Source organism: Mucilaginibacter sp. P4_E8 (assembly GCF_056401495.1).
Genome location: NZ_JBFUJG010000018.1, coordinates 49,711 through 67,260, shown reverse-complemented (window position 1 = coordinate 67,260; position 17,550 = coordinate 49,711). Strand labels below are relative to the sequence as shown.

Genomic DNA, 17,550 nt, shown 5'->3' with positions numbered 1-17,550 from the left:
TTGATGAAATTTTTAAAAGTAGTATTATTTATAATAGCAGTATTTATAACGGTTGATGTACATGCACAAAGCAGTGCCGAATTAAAACGGAGACGTGACCGGCTATCAGACGAGCTGGAGCAGCTAAACAGAGATTACCAGGAAACTGCCAATAATAAAAGAGCTACTTTAAAACAATTAAGTTTGTTAAAAGCCCAGATAAACCTGAGGGAAGAAAAAATAAATATTATTAATTCTGAAGTAAGAAATTTAGATAACCAGATCTCTGAGAGCAATAATACCGTACATAGTTTACAAACACAGCTTGACCAGCTAAAAAAAGAATATGCAGCCATGGTGCTTTTTGCTTACCGCAATAAAAGCGCTTATAATAAGTTGATGTTTATTTTTGCTTCGAAAGATTTTAACCAGGCCTATAAACGTTTAAAATATTTACAGCAGTTTGGTACTTACCGCGAGCGGCAAGCCGGTTACATACAGGGAACACAAAAGGAACTGCATGTAAAAATAAATGAGCTTGATAGAAGCAAGCAGGAAAAAAGCACTTTGCTGGCTGATCAGCAAAAAGAAAAGGAAACCCTGGGTAAAGAGAAAAATAACCAGGTAAAAGTAGTGAGCGATTTGTCGCAGCACCAGGGCCAGCTAAAACAGCAGCAGCGCGATGTGCAGGCAAAAATTGCTAAAACAAACAGGGAGATAGGTGCAGCCATTCGCAGGGAAATTGAAGAAGCAAGGCGCAAGGCCGAAGAAGAAGCGAGGGAAGCAGCAAGGATAGCGGCGGCAAAGGCTAAAGCCGAAAATAAGACGCCGCCACCCGTGGCAGCTAAGCCGGCAGTACGCAGTACCTCAAGTATACTGAATGCTACCCCCGAAGCAGCTAAACTATCAAACGACTTTTTGGGTAACCGCGGTCGTTTGCCATGGCCGGTTGCTAACGGAGGTATAACCCAGGGATTTGGTGTTTACACTACTCCCGAGGGTATTAGAAGTGAAAGTACCGGTGTTGATATCAGAACCAATCAGGGTAGTGCAGTTAGGGCTGTATTTGATGGCGATGTGATTAAAGTGGTTGATGTAAGCGGTACCTACCTGGTCATGATCAGGCATGGGGAATATTTTACGGTATACGCCAATTTACGGTCGGTTAGTGTGGCAAGGGGGCAAAAAGTTAGTACAAAACAGTCATTAGGTACGGTTGCAACTGATCCTTCAACCGGCGAAACTGCGGCTCACTTTGAAATATACAAAGGGGTATCGGCAGTGAACCCTAAAATATGGTTGGCACCTAACTAATTAGTTATGAACTTTATGAAATTATAATTGTATATATTTGTAACCTTAAAAAAAATGCTATGTTAAGTTCAGTTTTTTTATTTTTAAATATTGGTACAGGGGAGATGGTACTGATACTTTTTGCAGCATTAATGCTTTTCGGCGGCGAAAAGCTGCCCGATCTTGCTCGTGGTTTAGGTAAAGGCATTCGTGATTTTAAAGATGCATCTGAGGATGTTAAGCGTGAGATCAACAACCAGATCAATAATTACGAGGACAAAAAGACCGAAACCCAGGTAAAAGAAACTCCGCTGATTGAAAATACAGTTGAACATGAAACACCGGTTATTGAAGAAGGTACGGTTGAGCATGAAACTACGCTTACCGAAGAAGGGACGCCTGAATATACCACTCCTTATGCACAAAATAAGGTTCCAAATACAATTCCGGTATCAGATCCTTACGCAAGTAATGAAAGTGAACCGGCAGCTGAAACGCATATCGATCTGACCAAAAAAACTACAGAACCGGTTAAAAAAGAACAAGAAGAATACAAATCATAATAATATTTACATAACATAAAACTTAAAAATCATGGGTGGATTAGGCGCACCAGAAATTATTCTGATCATCATTGCAATACTTTTATTGTTTGGCGGTAAAAAAATACCCGAACTAATGAGAGGTTTAGGAAAAGGCGTTAAAGAATTTAAAGACGCGCAAAGCGGAGAAAACAATACAACAACCGAAGAAAAGCCTAAAGTTTAATACTTTAAGTATTACTTGGTTCAATTTTGTTTACTGCTTTTCTGAGTATATATACTTATCTGTTGAATTATTTCGTATTTCAACAGATAAGTTTTTTATTTTAGCCCCATGGCTAAATTTTATTCCTCTTTAAGTGAAATAAGGAGCGGGTTGCAACGTGCGGAAATTACAGTAGAAGGACTGGTAAAAGGTTACCTTGATCAAATTAAAAAAAATGCTCATTTAAATGCTTTTAATGAGGTATTTGAACAGGAAGCACTGATCAACGCAAAAAATGTTGACAACCGCATAAAAAATGGTACCGCCGGTAAACTGGCCGGTATGGTTATCGCCATAAAAGATAATATCTGCTATAAAGGGCATAAGATAAGTGCCTCATCAAAAATATTAAAAGATTTCACTTCAATTTATTCTTCAACCATTGTTGAACGCCTGCTGGCCCAGGATGTGGTTATTATTGGCCGTTGTAATTGCGATGAGTTTGCCATGGGCGGTGCCAACGAAACCTCATTTTATGGTCCGGTAAAAAATTATGCCGACGAAACAAGGGTTTCGGGTGGTTCTTCGGGTGGCTCGGCCGTTGCTGTGCAAGCCGGTATGTGCCATGCCGCTATTGGTACAGATACAGGCGGCTCAGTAAGGCAACCTGCCTCATTTTGTGGGGTAATAGGGCTAAAGCCTACTTATGGCCGTATTTCAAGGCATGGTATTATTGCTTTTGCATCATCATTTGACCAGGTTGGTCCAATTACACGGTCGGTTGAGGATGCCGCCCTGTTGTTGGAAGTAATGGCCGGTCCTGATGAGTATGACAGCACTCTGGCTCAAAAAGAAGTACCGACATTTTCAAGCCATATAGAAAAGCCCGGCAAAAAAAAGATCGCTTATTTACAGGAAGCCCTTTCAAGCCCGGGTGTTGATGTAGAAATAAAAGATACACTGGTAAAATATATTGATAAGCTGCGTGCCGACGGGCATACCGTAAAGCCCATTGCGTTTGATCAACTGGATTACCTGGTGCCGGCCTATTATATTTTGGCCATGGCTGAGGCATCATCAAACCTGGCCCGGTTTGATGGGGTACATTATGGTTACCGCAGCCCATCGGCTGAGGATTTGCAGTCAACCTATAAACGCTCGCGTTCCGAGGGTTTTGGCAGGGAGGTAAAACGCCGCATTATGCTGGGCACATTTGTACTTAGCGCCGGCTATTATGATGCTTATTATGCCAAAGCCCAAAAAGTACGCAGGCTGATAAGGGAAAAAACTGATCAGATACTGAATGAATATGATTTTATACTGATACCAACCGCGCCCGAACCGGCATTTGCCTTAGGTACCCAGGAAAAAGATCCGATTGTAATGTATCTTTCTGATATCTTTACCGTACAAGCATCACTAACCGGAGTGCCTGCTATTTCACTGCCTGCCGGCAATAATAGCAAAGGTTTACCGTTAGGATTACAATTACTTACTAAGCATTTTAACGAACAGGAACTGTTGAATTTTTCAAAATACTTCCTTGAGCTGTAAAAAAAATGATATTTTAGTAAAATAACGGATGCTGGCAGCATCTTTAGTTAATTAAATCCCTAAAGAATGAAGAGATTATTTACGCTTACCATCTGCCTTTTATTACTGCAAATTGTTCATGCTAACCCTTTTTCTTCTGCAAACTCAAATTTTCACAGGCTAATTAATTACCGCGATACCATCGTGCTTCCGGTTATTAATACGCCCGCGCCATTGGCTGGTATGCAAAGAGGTATTTATGAACGCCGCTTAGATTCTATCCACAAAGATATCCCGCTTGATTATAACGAATATGTACAGAGCTATATTGACCTGTACATGCATAACCGCGACGAGATGGGACAAGTAGTAGGACTTTCCAAGTACTATTTCCCTATTTACGAAAAAGCTTTCCGTGATGCCGGTATCCCCGAAGAGATAAAATATCTGTCGATAGTTGAATCGAAGCTTGATCCCAATGCGGTATCAAGAGTTGGTGCAACCGGACTATGGCAGTTTATGTATACTACAGGTAAATTGTATGGGTTAAATATTGATAGTTATATTGATGAGCGCCGTGATCCCATACAGGCCAGCTATGCTGCTGCTGCCTATTTAAAAGATGCTTACCAGGAATTTGGCGATTGGCTGCTGGCCATAGCATCCTACAATTGCGGCAAAAGTAATGTAGAACGTGCCGTTGCGAAAGCCGGAGCCAATGATTTTTGGAGCATACGCCAATATTTACCTTCCGAAACCAGGGGGTACGTACCGGCCTTTATTGCCATGAACTATGTAATGAGTTATTATAACAAGCATAACATTGTTGCACAAGCCTGTAATTTTTCTACCAAGACCGACACCGTCATGGTAAAAAAACATGTTACGTTAAGCAATATATCACAGGCCTTAAAAATAAACATTAGTGAGCTGGCTATACTGAACCCGGCCTACCGAAGATTAATAGTGAATGGTACAGCTGCCGCACCACGCAGGCTGATTTTACCGCAAACCGCCAAAGAGAATTATGCATCCTTGTATAATGTATTAAATGGTGGTACAAACGAAGCTGTGTCGCCGGAACCAAAGGTAACTTATGCCTCATACACCGAAAGTAAACCTGAGCGCAGGATRCCAACTCACCATAAAGTTAGAAGGGGTGAAACGCTGGCTGCCATTGCCGATAAATATGGTGTTGAGGTACAGGATCTGAAAGTTTGGAACCATCTGAAAAGCAATAAGGCTCCGGTTGGACAAACCATTAAAGTAACTTCGGGCGAAGAAGTATCAACCGCATCTGTTAGCCAAAGAGCGAAGAAGGCTTTGTAAATATTAAAAGGGTTAATAACCTGAATATGAAGAGCCCGGTTTTGATTTGTTTCAAATCCGGGCTTTTTTATACCCACTTGCGCCAGAACAGAGATATAGATGGTGACAGTATTTTGTCAGTACGATTAAAAATTTAAACACTTGATTATCAGTTGTTCATTGGTGTTCATGAACGTTCACGGGTGTAGATATGAACGCTTACGGGCAGGCCTAAAACAAGAAATAATATCGAATGCCCAATGTTGAATACTCAATGATGAAGTTAAAACCTCGGTGTTCAAAATTCATTATTAATTTAACCCTTAGCCCATGGTCGGCGTTTTCACCGCACCACTTTCAAGAGTATACAGACGATATGCTGAACAGTATGAAATGGAAGATAAATAAAGGATAATATCCTGAATGAAGAACCCGGTTTTGATTTGTTTCAAGGCAGGGTTTTTTTATGCGGCTTACCTTAAAAAGAATTGTAATTTTGGGTGCTTGATTTTTATTATAAGATGAACAAGAACAACCGTAAACAGGACGCCTTAAACTACCACTCACAAGGCCGCCCCGGAAAAATACAGGTAGTACCTACCAAACCAACCAATTCGCAACGTGACCTAACCATGGCGTATTCGCCGGGTGTTGCCGAGCCATGCCTGCGCATTGCCGATAATGTGGAGGATGTGTATAAATATACAGCTAAAGGTAACCTGGTGGCTGTTATTAGTAATGGTACAGCCGTATTAGGCTTAGGTAATATTGGCCCCGAGGCCAGTAAACCGGTGATGGAAGGAAAAGGCCTGCTGTTTAAAATTTACGCTGACATTGATGTTTTTGACCTGGAAGTAAATGCTAAAAGCGTTGACGAATTTGTAGCTATTGTAAAGGCACTTGAACCTACTTTTGGCGGCGTAAATCTGGAGGATATATCGGCTCCAACCTGTTTCGAGATCGAACGCAGGCTTAAAGCCGAAATGAATATCCCGGTAATGCACGATGACCAGCACGGAACAGCTATCATATCGGGAGCTGCTTTAATGAATGCCTGCGAAATACAGGGCAAAAAGCTGGATAAAATAAAAATGGTAGTTAATGGCGCAGGTGCCGCCGCGGTATCATGCTCAAAAATGTACCTGTCATTGGGGGTTAAGCAGGAGAACCTGGTGATGTTTGACATTAATGGCTTAATAACCCCTGAGCGCACCGACCTTGACGACATCAGGATGGAATTTGCCACCACCCGTACCGATATAAAAACATTGGCCGACGCGATGAAAAACGCGGATGTTTTTKTTGGTCTTTCGGCTGGTAATGTGGTTACGCCTGATATGCTGAAGTCGATGGCTAAAAAGCCTGTGGTATTTGCCATGGCCAATCCCGAGCCAGAGATCACCTATGATCTGGCCATAAAAGCCCGTGAGGATATCATTATGGCAACCGGCCGGTCTGATTATCCTAACCAGGTAAACAACGTATTAGGTTTCCCTTATATTTTCAGGGGCGCGCTTGATGTGCGTGCTACCGCCATTAATGAGGAAATGAAGATAGCCGCCATTCACGCTATTGCGGAAATGGCCAAAAAGCCTGTTCCCGAAGCGGTAAACCTGGCTTATAATATCACCAATCTGAAATTTGGGAAAGATTATATCATCCCCAAACCAATGGATCAAAGGCTGATTACCGAAGTATCGGCAGCGGTTGCTAAAGCGGCTATTGACTCTGGTGTGGCCCGTAAGGTAATTACTGATTGGGAGGCTTATCATGAAGAATTAAGATCAAGGTTAGGCACCAACGATAAGCTGTTGCGTAACCTGACCAATAAAGCCAAACAAAGCCCTAAACGTGTGGTTTTTGCCGAGGCTGATAATTATAAAATTTTAAGGTCGGCCCAAATTGTAAAGGAAGAGGGTATAGCCACGCCTATTTTGCTGGGCAATATAGATAGGATAAAGCAAATCATGCGCGAGAACGATCTTGATCTGGATGATGTACAGATCATAGACCCGCGCGAGGGTTGCGAAAACATGGAAGAATACGCCGAGTATTTGTACAAAAAACGCCAGCGCAGGGGAATCACTTTATTTGAGGCGAAGAAACTATTGATAGACCGTAATTACTACGGTGCCTGCATGGTTCAGTTTGGCAGGGCCGATGCGCTGATATCAGGCTTAACCAAAAATTATGTAACTACTATTAAACCCGCGTTGCAAATTATTGGTACCGAAGAAGGTGTGAACCGGGTGGCTGGTATGTATATGATGATCACAGAAAAGGGACCTGTGTTTTTTGGCGATACTACCGTAAATGAAAACCCAACAGTGCAGGAATTGGTTGATATTACCGTACTTATTGAGCGTTCTGTTAAACAATTTAATATAGCCCCAAGGGTAGCATTGCTTTCCTACTCTAACTTTGGCTCAAACGAAGGGCCTATACCTGAGAAAACACGGGAAACTGTAAGGGTGCTGCATAAGCAATACCCCGATATGGTAGTAGATGGTGATATGCAGGCCAACTTTGCCCTAAACTCTGATCTGCTGGCTGATAATTTTCCGTTTTCAACCTTGAACGGAAAACCCGCCAATACATTGATATTCCCAAATCTGGAGTCGGGAAATATTGCCTACAAACTGTTGCAGGAAATTGGTGGCGCCGAAGCCGTAGGGCCTATATTATTAGGTCTGAAAAAACCGGTTCACGTATTACAACTGGGAAGTTCGGTTCGGGAGATCGTAAACATGGTAACTATAGCGGTTGTTGATGCGCAGGCAAAAGCCGATGCCCATAAATCAACAGGAATTTTTAGTAAGTTTAAAGGAAAATAAATATATAGTATAAAGTAGTTAGTATCAAGTATCAAGATTTTTGAAAGTCCTATTTTATAAATAGATGCAGCTGTCTTGATACTTGATACTAACTACTTGATACTTTCAAATTAAAATAATATGTACGATTATATAAGTGGCAAGCTTGTATTCAAAAGCCCCTCGCATGTAGTTATAGACGCCGGAGGCATAGGCTATCACATAAATATATCGTTAAACACGTATTCCAGGCTGGCCGAAGTAGAAAACTGTAAACTATTTATTTGGCAGCACGTAAAAGAGGATGCGCTTACTTTATATGGTTTTGCCGATGATGGTGAGCGCCGCTTGTTCTTACACCTGGTATCCATATCTGGCATAGGGCCCAATACAGGACGAATGATGTTATCGTCAATAACCCCTGCCGAAATACAGGCAGCTATTGTTAGCGGCAATGTTGCTTTAATACAACGCATAAAAGGAATTGGTCCCAAATCGGCACAGCGTATAATACTGGAGCTGCAGGACAAATTGCGTAAGGAAGGCCCGGATACTTTAACTGTTGTGCCTATAAGCAAAACCGTTAAGGACGAAGCGCTTTCGGCACTTGTCATGCTCGGTTTTGCGCGTAATACGGCCGAAAAAGTATTGGATCAGGAATTGAATAAAAATAATGGAGAATTAACAGTTGAGCAACTCATAAAGTTTGCTTTAAAAACTCTATAATTACGTATAAATTTCTACTTGACCTTTGATAAGAATATTTACTTATAATATTATTATAAGTGTGTTGTTCATTTTGGCATTTGGTGGGCTGGGCAGTGTGTATGCACAACAACGCGTTCCGGGTGGTAAAAGAGATACGACACAGGTAAGCGCACCCGTAAATCTGACCGAGCCTAAAAGCGTTAGGATAAGGGAAGGTATTTTTGATCCGGACCCTCCCAACATGGTGCGTACAGTTGAATATGACGCAGCCTCAAACCGATATATATTATACGAACGGGTTGGTAATTTATTATACCGGCCGCCACAATACCTAACCTTTGCTCAATACCTAAAACTTAAACAAAAATCAAATCAGCGTACTTACTATCAACAACTGGCAGATAATTATGCCTATGACTCACAACAGCCAGGGTTTATACCAGCCATAAAAGTAAGGAGCCGAACCTTTGAACAAATATTTGGCGGCCAAACAATTGATATACGACCGCAAGGCTCGGCCGAGATGATATTGGCCGGTCAGATAAATCAAAACCAAAACCCACTATTCAATACGCGGCAACGCAGCCAGTTTAACTTTAATTTTGACCAGAAGATACAGCTTAATGTAACCGGAAATATAGGTGATAAATTAAAAATAACAACCAATTATAATACCGATGCCCAGTTTCAGTTCGAGAACCAGATAAAGCTTGATTACACAGGATCGCCGGATGAGATCATTCAGAAGGTAGAGGCAGGTACAGTGAGTATGCCTTTAAATACTACATTGATAACAGGTAGCCAGGCGCTTTTTGGTTTAAAAACCAAACTGAAGTTTGGCCGGTTGGATGTAACCAGTATTTTGTCGCAACAGCGGTCGCAATCAAAAACCATTACCATAACCAATGGTTCGCAACAAGGTGAGTTCAGGCTTACCCCGGCCGAATATGAAGCTAACAAGCACTTCTTTTTATCGCAGTATTTCCGTAATAATTATAATAGAGCGCTGGCTAATATCCCCATCATCAGCTCAAACGTAAATATTACAAAAATTGAGGTTTGGACAACTAATCGCACCAACGTTACCACCGACTCAAGAGATATACTTGCATTTTTAGATCTTGGTGAAAACGCCCCTTACAACAGAACGCTATTACAGGGAGGCCCAGGTTTTAGTGCATTACCGGCGGGTTTTAAAGGTCCGGGATTTGCACAACAATCAAACTCCTTATTAAATAATTTACCTGCCGATGCCCGCTCAACCAACTCTAACGCGGCAGCCAATTACTTTCAAAGCACTGGCAATACTGATAATTATTCAAAGCTTACCTATGCCCGCAAGCTTACTGATAAAGAATTTACACTGCACCCGCAGCTTGGATATATATCACTCAATTACCCGTTAAATAATGACGAGGTGCTGGCGGTGGCTTATCAGTATACCATTAACGGCGTACAGTACCAGGTTGGTGAATTTAGCAGCGATGTGGCTGTTGACCCCAATACCCCCAAAGTACTATTTGTAAAATTGCTGAAGAACGAATTGCTGAAAACCAATTTGCCCAGCTGGGATCTGATGATGAAAAACATCTACTCGCTGGGAGCTTTCCAGGTTAGCCCTACTGATTTTAAATTAACCGTTACACGGCTTGATGATAAATCAGGTATTGAAAAAACAGTGATGGAGGAGGGGCAAAACATTAAAGGCAAGCTTTGGTTGCAAATAACCGGACTGGATAATTTAAACCAGCAGAGTGATAAGCAGCCCGATGGCTATTTTGATTTTTTAGAGGGTGTAACCATTGATTCGCAAAACGGGCGCATTGTTTTCCCGGTACTGGAACCCTTTGGATCTGATCTGGCCAAAAAATTTACAGCCGGCGAGCAGGACCTTACCAAGCGGTACGTTTATCAGCCTTTGTATGATTCAACCAAAACCATAGCGCAGCAATACTTCCCTAATTTAAACCGGTATTTAATAAAAGGTACCTATACTTCAACGGGAGGATCAGAGTATCAGCTTAACGCGGTGAATATACCTCAGGGCTCCGTAAATGTAACTGCCGGCTCTTTAAAACTGCAGGAAGGTAATGATTATACGGTTGATTATAATGCCGGGCGTATCCGCATATTGAACCAGGCTTTGCTCTCTTCGGGCCAACCCATTACGGTTAAGCTGGAGAACAATGAGCTGTTTGGTGTTCAGCAAAAATCACTATACGGTTCAAGGTTTGATTATCATGTTAATGACAAGCTGGCCTTGGGTGCTACCATTATGCATTTAACAGAGCAACCCCTCACCCAAAATGAGGTAGCGGGCGATGAATCCATCTCCAATACCATATGGGGTTTTGACGCTAATTACAGTTCAGAATCAAGGTTGCTTACCCGGCTGGTTGATAAGATCCCCTTTATCCACACCAAAGTCCCTTCGTCAATTAATTTTTCGGGCGAGTTTGCGCAATTGTTACCAGGCAGCCCCGGTGCCCTAAACTTTGCCGGATCAAAAAATGGCACTTCATATCTTGATGATTTTGAGAACAGTCAATCAATCATTGATGTAAAAAGTGCAAACAGCTGGCAAATATCCGGTACACCACAGCTTTTTCCAGAATCAGGTACATTTAATGACCTGAGTTATGGGTACAACCGCGCCCGGCTTGCATTTTATAATATCGACCCTATATTTTATACCAATGTGGGCACTGTCGCGGTTTCACGTGCCGAACTTTCAAACCATTATGTAAGGCAGGTAATTGAGCAGGAGGTATTTCCATACAAACAATCATCAACAGGGCAGCAGCTAAGCCTGGCCACGTTGAATATGGCCTTTTATCCAACAGTACGCGGACCATATAATTATGCAACTACAGGCATTAATAACGATGGTACCCTGCAAAATCCAAGAACACGCTGGGGAGGTATGTTCAGGAAACTGGAGACCAATGATTTTGAATCATTAAACGTGGCTTATATCGAATTTTGGGTACTTGATCCTTTTATATACAAACCAAATTCGGCTGGTGGCGATCTGTATTTTAACCTGGGAAGCGTATCTGAAGATATATTAAAAGACGGCCGTAAAAGCCTGGAGAATAGCCTGCCCGTTAATGGCGACCTGACACAGGTGGATGAAACAAACTGGGGGCGGGTATCAAAATTGCAGCCGGTAATAAATGCTTTTGATAATAATCCTGATTCGCGCAAACTGCAGGATGTAGGTTTGGATGGTTTAAATGATGCTGATGAGAAAACCAAATTTGCGCCTATAGTTCAGCAGGTAAGCGGCGAGTTAAGCGGGCAGGCGGCTAATAGTTTTGCAGCAGATCCATCATCGGATGATTATCAGTATTACCAGGGGCGGGCACTTGACCAGGCCAAAGCCAGTATTTTGGATAGGTACAGTAAATATAATGGCACTGATGGCAACTCAAAAACGGCTGAGCAATCGCAGGCAGAATTAGGGATCCAAAATTCGGCCTCCACATCACTACCCGATGGTGAGGATATTAACCGCGACAATAACATGAGCCAGGAGGATTCATACTTTCAATACAAAGTATCCATGCGCCCCGGTGATATGATAGTTGGTCAAAATTATATCAGCGATAAAGTTACCGCTTCGGTGAAACTGGCCAATGGTACCACACAAATGGTTAACTGGTACCAGTTTAGGATACCTATAACAGATTATCAGAGTAAAGTAGGTAACATCCAGGATTTTAAAGCCATACGTTTTATGCGTATGTTCATGACCAATTTTGCCGATACCGCGATACTGCGTTTTGCAACCCTGCAACTGGTGCGTGGCGAATGGCGTACGTTTAATACCGAAAAAAATCCGCTTAATGTAATTGCCGATCCGGCTATCCCAAATCCGCCGCTTGATAATTCAACCCTTGATGTACAGGCTGTAAACATTGAGCAAAATGGTAACCGTACACCAATACCTTATGTGGTGCCGCCAGGCATTCAGCGTCAGCGTAATTATAATAACCTGCAAACCGATACCAAATTAAATGAGCAATCGCTTTCGTTAGATGTTAAAAGCCTGAGGGATGGTTATTCCAGAGCGGCTTTCAAAACCTTTTATAATGATTTGCGCTCCTACAAACGCCTGCAAATGTTTGTACATGCCGAAGGCGAGCAGCTAAAGGATAATGATCTTAATGCTTTTGTACGCTTAGGTGTTGATTATCAGGATAACTATTATGAATTTCAGGTGCCTTTAAAAGTTACCCAGCCCGGCACCCGTGATCCTGATGCCATATGGCCGACAGTAAACGCGATTGATCTGGAGCTGGACCTGCTTACCCGAGCAAAACTTAAGCGTAACCACTCCAATGTGCCTTATACTGATGTATTTAAATATGTGGAGGGTAATAATGTTGTATATATTAAGGGCCAGCCCGATTTGAGTCGCTTGCGTACCATTATGTTGGGCGTGCGGAATCCTTATAAGGGAGATTCGCAATCAAACCTTGACGATGGGCTGGATAAAACCGGTATTGTTTGGTTTGATGAGATGCGCTTAACTGATTTTGACCAGCGGGGTGGTTGGGCCGCAACTGCAAGGGTTGATGCCAAGCTTGCTGATTTTGCCGATATTACAGTATCGGGCAGTAAAACTACTATCGGTTTTGGGACGCTTGATTCCAGACTGAATGACAGGAGCCGGAGTGACGACCAAACTTATGATGTATCGGCAAATCTTGAACTCGGGAAATTCTTCCCTGATAAAACCGGCATCCATATACCGGCATATGTAAATGTGTCGTCCCAAAAAAGTATGCCCCAGTATGATCCTGGCTCACCCGATGTAGAACTTAAACAATCGCTCGCGGCCGCAACCAGCAGCCAGGAGCGCGATTCAATAAGAAATGCCGCAGTTGATTATACCATACGGAAAAGCTACAATTTTACCAATGTACATAAAGCCAAAACCGATCCTAACGCGACAAACCATATCTGGGATGTTGAAAACCTGAATGCCTCCTACGCCTATACCGAATATACGCACCATGATTTTGTGACACAGAGCGACCTGGAAAAAACATATCACTTAACCCTTGCTTATAATTATACTAATCAGCCAAAATATTATAGTCCGTTTGCCAAGATTATCAAGAGTAATATGCTGGCCCTGTTCCGTGATATCAACTTTAGTATACTGCCTTCGCGGCTCAATTTTAGCATCAACTTTGATCGTTTTTACTCAGAGAACACGCTGAGAGATAATGACCCCAATAATTTTATCCCTATACCAACCACCACATTCAATAAATATTTTAATATAACCAGGGTTTATGGTATTGGATGGAACCTCTCAAAATCGCTACAGCTGGATATTGACGCTACCAATTTGTCGGTAGTTGATGAACCTGCAGGCCGTATTAACGGGTTAAAGCGTGATACCCTTTGGGATAATCTTAAAAAACTTGGTCGTACTACAAACTATAACCATACCATCAACCTAAACTACACGGTACCTCTTAATAAAATACCGGGTATGGACTGGGCGGCGGTTGTAACCCGCTACAGTGCACACTTTAACTGGCAAACGCAGCCCTTATTTGCCATAAATGATCCATCGTATGATGTGGGTAACAGTATCCAAAATTCAAGGGCCATACAAGTAAACCCTACCTTTAACATGGAGGCGCTTTATAATAAGTTTCCATTTATACGCAAGGCTAATAATCCAAATACAAAGGGCAGCGTCAGTAAGTTCTTTATAGGGTTGTTAACCAGCGTTAAAAACCTGAGTGGAACTTATACCCGAACGCAGGGTACATTTTTACCAGGGTATCTTCCGCAATCCGGCTTTTTTGGGTCTGATGCAAATTATGGCGCTCCCGGATTAGGATTTTTACTGGGCAGCCAAACTGATATACGTGCCAAAGCTGTAGCTAACGGCTGGATCACTAAAGATACCCTCCAGAATCAGCTGTATGTGACCACGCTTAATGAGGATATGCACTTCAGGGGCATCATAGAACCCGTTAAGGGTCTTCGTATTGAATTGCTGGCCTTTAAAACGCAGGATCATAATTATCAGGCCAACTTTAAATATCTTGAATCAACTAATAGCATTGAAACGTTAAGCCCGGTAACTACGGGTAATTACAGCATTTCCTTTTTAACCATCGGTACGGCATTTAAAAAATCAACAGGAATCAATAATACGTCGCCGGTATACCAGAAACTATTAGATAGCCGTACGGTGATATCACAAAAACTGGGTGCCCTTAATCCAAATTCATCGGGCAGTACGGATGGTTACGCCGATGGTTACGGGCCAAATTCGCAGAACGTGCTGGTGCCCGCTTTTTTGGCGGCGTATACGGGTAAAAACGCATCGGGCAGCAGTCTTACCCAATTCCCGGTTATTCCAATACCAAACTGGCAGGTAACTTATAATGGCCTAAGCAAATTGCCCTTCTTACAGGATGTTTTTGATTCCTTTGATCTGAGCCACGGATACCGGTCATCCTACAACGTAAACGGATTTACCACATTGTTGCAATACCAGGAGGCCCGCGGTGCAGCCAGTTCAAGGGATTTAAACAATGACTTTTTGCCACTATACCAGTTTTCGCAGGTAACTATTTTTGAACAGTTTGTACCGTTACTGGGCGCCAGCATCCGGTTCAAGAACAGCATGACCACTAATATTGAGTACCGGCAAAGCCGCTCATTGAGTTTGAGCTTGCTGAATAGTCAGCTGGCACAGCAAAACGAAAGAATAATTGTATTTGGATTTGGCTATCATACCAAAAATTTCCATTTTCCATTTGGATGGTTTAGCGGGCCCGGCAAGGATAACGACGTTAATTTTAAACTTGACTTTTCGCTGCGCGATGATAAAACATTAATATACCGTGCTGATGTAGAAGCTGCCGAAATATCATCCGGGGCTCAAAACATTACGGTACGCCCATCAATTGATTATGTAATTAATCAGCGCTTTAACCTGAACCTGTTTTACGATTCAAATATCACCAGGCCATACACCTCTCAAACCTTTAATACCGCGTTTACTAACTTCGGTATCAATCTGAAATTGTTATTGCAATAAGAGTGAATTTGAAAATGAATTATAATTAATAGATCATTTTCAAATCTTCAAATTCTCAAATTAACACATCACTGTTTCTTCTGTTCTTTTTCAAGTTTGCGTTCGGCCCTTCGCTTTTTTCGTTCAGCTTTTTTAACGAGCCTTTCATGTTTGTTTATATTGTGCTCCTCAATCCGGTCCTTTGTTTCCTGTTGTTTTTTTGCATCCAGGCCTACGCATGGCTTTAAGCCCTCCAACAGGGTTTTCCACATCGTTTTAAAAAAAGGAGAATCTTTAGGGCGGAGATAGGTAACTGTAGCAGACCGGGGTGTTTCGCCAACATTATCAGGGTTGTTATGCTTAATAATAAACAGGTTGGCGTATATCGACATCAATGATTTTTTCTTCAGGCGGTCATTCGCGGTATCGGCCTGAAATATATTTACTTTCAAATCATTATATAAAAAGCCTACACTGCCTTTAAATACCTCACTATTTGCCTGTATATCAAAATTAAACCGCTTTATAGTGCCCGAAGTAGTTTTAACCATGGCCAGCGGCATTATGGCCGGATTAAGAACCTGCATATCCATAGTGCCCAGGCTTCCTTTATAAGTAAACGCAGCATTCTTATCGGTTAAATTAAAAGCGAACTGTACATCAAGCCTGCCGCGATTCATAAAATAAGTGGTAAGCTGTACGGCTGTAACATTATTTTTTGCAATGGCGGCCTCATTGGTAGTAACATTATAAAAGTGGCCGCTGGTATTATTAAAGGTGATGGTACCGGTTTTATTTGATTTTTTATTAAGCTCAGAGTATTCCACGTTTATATGGTGTACGCGTAGGGTATCAATTGTCAAATCTGCGCCTATTTTATGGATCATTACATTCGGGAAGGTAATGACCTTATCAATGGCCGGGTTTTTTATTTTATTGGGGTTGGTAAACACCCGGATAGCCCCCGTATTTAATATCAGGCTTGATGCCGTTAACCGCCGGTATTTATGATAGCTCAAAAAATCAAAATTATTAAGCTGTAACGAATCGATATTCAGGCCAAAACGATCGCTTTGACTTTTGTTAAAAAATACATTTGTTTTGGCAGGTTGAAGCTGCAATCCAATAACGTTTAATTGGGATGTCAGGGTGGAAAGCTTAAGGTATTTTACTTTGTATGCGTAAAGCCTGCTTGGTGTTTTACCGGTATAGTTGTTCAGTTCGGTTACAATATCTTTGCAATAAAGCAAGCGCGACCTGTCTGTTTGCGTTGCCGAATCAATCAGCAGGTCGGTAGCGTTCAGGTTCATCTCCTTTAATTCGGATATGGCTACTTTATTGCCCGAGTAATCCTGGTATTTAAATTTTACATCGTTAAGGTAAATATGCCCAATATGAATGGAACGCAGGCTTTTTGAAATTTTTTGCCAGGCAGTCCGGTGGTCTTTTACAACAGTGTCCTTCGTATGGTTAAGCTGGTAACTGATATTTACTTCTGGTGTGTTCAAAACTACCTGCCCTATATTTAGCTTGTGCCTAAAATATAAGCCAAACGGGTGCACATGCTGTAATATAAGCCGTTTTACATGTAGCTCAACCAGGTTATTAGGAGCCAGGTGTTGTTTCTTTTTTTGGTTATAAACCGCCGTATCGGGTTTTAGGCTAAAATTATAGATCACTATTTTGCCCTGTAATACGTGAAGTTCGGCATCAGAAAAATCAACTTTATATAGGCTATCACTGCTGGTTAAAACTACATCGCGCACCTTGTTAGCTAAAATAGGCGACCAATACTGGTTAACAACTAAAGCCAGGAGCAAAATTGCAATTACAGGTATCAACACAAATTTAAATACTATTCTTTGCCACCTTTGCTTCAAAAATTTAAGCTTCATTTACCGGTTTTCTTTTATGATTGTATTATTTTTTGCTGTTTGGCTACCTTTTTTAGCACCCTTTTTATGTTATTTTATCTAAAACGTATTTTATACAAATATTGTTATTCTTACTTAGCCGGTCATTAACGGTCATTGATATGTTGCCATGCGGCTTACATGTATCAATGCGGAATATAACAATAAACTTTGATTTGTTAAATACTGCCAATATGTC

General features: G+C 41.7%; 9 protein-coding genes. 8 read left to right on the top strand and 1 reads right to left on the bottom strand.

Translation table 11 applies throughout. The annotated features are described in order from the left end of the window. Positions 1 to 3: 3 nt before the first annotated feature. From AC1DRQ_RS10485 to sov, 8 genes are all read left to right on the top strand, one after another. Positions 4 to 1,293, top strand: coding sequence for a murein hydrolase activator EnvC family protein (locus AC1DRQ_RS10485; protein ID WP_477424204.1), 1,290 nt, complete (start codon positions 4 to 6; stop codon positions 1,291 to 1,293). A 59-nt stretch (positions 1,294 to 1,352) separates the two neighbouring features. Further along, positions 1,353 to 1,835: a Sec-independent protein translocase subunit TatA/TatB gene (locus AC1DRQ_RS10480; protein WP_429400155.1), complete on the top strand. Its 483-nt coding sequence runs from the start codon at positions 1,353 to 1,355 to the stop codon at positions 1,833 to 1,835. A 31-nt stretch (positions 1,836 to 1,866) separates the two neighbouring features. Then, positions 1,867 to 2,040 carry a Sec-independent protein translocase subunit TatA/TatB gene (locus AC1DRQ_RS10475; protein ID WP_429400154.1) on the top strand — a complete coding sequence of 58 codons (174 nt, stop codon included), beginning with the start codon at positions 1,867 to 1,869 and terminating at the stop codon, positions 2,038 to 2,040. 108 nt (positions 2,041 to 2,148) lie between these two features. Next, positions 2,149 to 3,573: an Asp-tRNA(Asn)/Glu-tRNA(Gln) amidotransferase subunit GatA gene (gatA, locus tag AC1DRQ_RS10470; protein ID WP_477424201.1), complete on the top strand. Its 1,425-nt coding sequence runs from the start codon at positions 2,149 to 2,151 to the stop codon at positions 3,571 to 3,573. A 66-nt stretch (positions 3,574 to 3,639) separates the two neighbouring features. Beyond that, positions 3,640 to 4,881, top strand: coding sequence for a lytic transglycosylase domain-containing protein (locus AC1DRQ_RS10465; protein ID WP_477424199.1), 1,242 nt, complete (start codon positions 3,640 to 3,642; stop codon positions 4,879 to 4,881). 500 nt (positions 4,882 to 5,381) lie between these two features. Then, positions 5,382 to 7,694 (top strand): NADP-dependent malic enzyme, encoded by a 2,313-nt coding sequence (locus tag AC1DRQ_RS10460; protein WP_477424197.1) that lies wholly within the window; start codon positions 5,382 to 5,384, stop codon positions 7,692 to 7,694. A gap of 120 nt (positions 7,695 to 7,814) precedes the next feature. After that, positions 7,815 to 8,399, top strand: coding sequence for a Holliday junction branch migration protein RuvA (ruvA, locus tag AC1DRQ_RS10455; protein ID WP_429400150.1), 585 nt, complete (start codon positions 7,815 to 7,817; stop codon positions 8,397 to 8,399). 25 nt (positions 8,400 to 8,424) lie between these two features. Further along, complete coding sequence (gene sov, locus AC1DRQ_RS10450; RefSeq protein WP_477424195.1) at positions 8,425 to 15,459, top strand: T9SS outer membrane translocon Sov/SprA; 7,035 nt, start codon at positions 8,425 to 8,427, stop codon at positions 15,457 to 15,459. Positions 15,460 to 15,527: 68 nt separating this feature from the next. Here the strand turns inward: sov and AC1DRQ_RS10445 are convergent, their stop codons facing one another. Further along, complete coding sequence (locus AC1DRQ_RS10445) at positions 15,528 to 17,333, bottom strand: AsmA family protein (protein WP_477424193.1); 1,806 nt, start codon at positions 17,331 to 17,333, stop codon at positions 15,528 to 15,530. Positions 17,334 to 17,550: the final 217 nt, after the last annotated feature.

Excerpts from the sequence above, each read along its gene's own strand:
- AC1DRQ_RS10485 (WP_477424204.1), top strand. The coding sequence starts at position 4 with ATGAAATTTTTAAAAGTAGTATTATTTATAATAGCAGTATTTATAACG.
- AC1DRQ_RS10480 (WP_429400155.1), top strand. The coding sequence starts at position 1,353 with ATGTTAAGTTCAGTTTTTTTATTTTTAAATATTGGTACAGGGGAGATG.
- AC1DRQ_RS10475 (WP_429400154.1), top strand. The coding sequence starts at position 1,867 with ATGGGTGGATTAGGCGCACCAGAAATTATTCTGATCATCATTGCAATA.
- gatA (WP_477424201.1), top strand. The coding sequence starts at position 2,149 with ATGGCTAAATTTTATTCCTCTTTAAGTGAAATAAGGAGCGGGTTGCAA.
- ruvA (WP_429400150.1), top strand. The coding sequence starts at position 7,815 with ATGTACGATTATATAAGTGGCAAGCTTGTATTCAAAAGCCCCTCGCAT.
- AC1DRQ_RS10445 (WP_477424193.1), bottom strand. The coding sequence starts at position 17,333 with ATGAAGCTTAAATTTTTGAAGCAAAGGTGGCAAAGAATAGTATTTAAA.